Here is a 1,609-nt window from a genome sequence, read left to right on the forward strand (position 1 = left end):
CATGGCGGACCTCTTCGACGGCTATCCCTCCGGCGCCGCATGGGACGAGATGTTCGACCGGGGTGGTCAGGTCCGGCCCGCCTACCGTCATGTGCACCAGTCGCTGGTGCAGATGTCGGCAGCCGAGCTCAGGGGTCGGGCCGACCGGCTCGCCCGCAGCTACGTCAACCAGGGCGTGACGTTCGACTTCGCGGGCGAGGAGCGCCCGTTCCCCCTTGACGTCGCCCCCCGGGTGCTCGACGGAGCGGAGTGGGATCGGGTCGCCCCGGGGGTCGCCCAGCGCGTTCGCGCACTGGAGGCGTTCCTGGCCGACGTCTACGGACCGCAGCGCGCGGTGACCGACGGCGTCGTGCCGCGCTCTCTCATCACGTCCTCGACCCATTTCTGCCGCGCGGCGCGGGGGATCGAGCCGCCCAACGGCGTGCGGGTGCACGTCTCGGGCATCGATCTGGTCCGGGACGCCGACGGCAGGTTCCGGGTCCTGGAGGACAACGTCCGCGTGCCGAGCGGCGTCAGCTACGTGCTCTCCAACCGTCGCGCGATGGCCCAGACGTTCCCCGAGCTGTTCGCCGCGCTGCGGATCAGGACCGTTGCGGACTACCCGAGCCGGCTGCTGGCGGCCCTCATCGCGGCGGCCCCGGACGGCGTCGACGACCCCACCGTCGTCGTGCTCACCCCCGGCGTCTTCAACAGCGCGTACTTCGAGCACTCGCTCCTGGCCCGCACGATGGGCGTCGAGCTGGTCGAGGGGCGGGACCTGTTCTGCGCGCCCGGCGGGGTCTGTATGCGGACCCGGGACGGCCGGCGCCGGGTCGACGTCATCTACCGCCGGGTCGACGACGAGTTCCTCGACCCGGTCGCCTTCCGGGAGGACTCGGCGCTGGGCAGCCCCGGCCTGCTGACCTGCGCCCGCATCGGCACGGTGACGATCGCGAACGCCGTCGGCAACGGCGTCGCGGACGACAAGCTGGTCTACACCTACGTCCCCGACCTCATCCGGTACTACCTCGGCGAGGAGCCGCTCATCGCCAACGTCGACACCTGGCGCCTCGAGGACCCGGTCGCCCTCGAGGAGGTGCTCGACCGGCTGGACGAGCTCGTCGTCAAGCCGGTCGACGGCTCCGGGGGCAAGGGGCTCGTGGTCGGGTCGCGGGCGTCCGCCGCAGACCTCGAGGTGCTGCGCGGCCGGCTCCTGCGCGACCCGCGCGGCTGGATCGCCCAGCCGATCGTGCAGCTCTCGACGGTGCCGACACTCATCGCGGACGAGCTGCGGCCCCGGCACGTGGACCTGCGCCCCTTCGCGGTCAACGACGGGAATCGGATCTGGGTGCTCCCCGGCGGGCTCACCCGGGTCGCCCTGCCCGAGGGTGAGCTCGTCGTCAACAGCTCCCAGGGTGGCGGTTCGAAGGACACGTGGGTGATCGGGCGCGACCTGCCGATCCGTCGACGCACGGCCGCGGAGATCCCGAAGTCGATCGCGACGAGCTCGAAGGTACCCATCGACGCGAACCCGAACGACGTGCGCCCGCAGGCGATGCAGCAGCAGCAGAGCGGACCGGTGGGGCCGTGCTGAGCCGGATCGCGGAGTCGCTGTTTTGGATCGGCCGCT

General features: G+C 71.9%; 1 protein-coding gene. It reads left to right on the forward strand.

Annotated elements, in window-relative coordinates; genetic code table 11:
- The first annotated feature begins 1 nt into the window (after position 1).
- The gene (locus RMO30_RS09790; RefSeq protein WP_309712640.1) at positions 2 to 1,573 is read left to right on the forward strand and encodes a circularly permuted type 2 ATP-grasp protein; all 1,572 of its coding nucleotides are present in this window, start codon (positions 2 to 4) and stop codon (positions 1,571 to 1,573) included.
- Positions 1,574 to 1,609 lie beyond the last annotated feature (36 nt).

Origin of the sequence: Pseudolysinimonas sp., from assembly GCF_031389465.1 — a bacterium.
Taxonomy (GTDB): domain Bacteria; phylum Actinomycetota; class Actinomycetes; order Actinomycetales; family Microbacteriaceae; genus Pseudolysinimonas_A.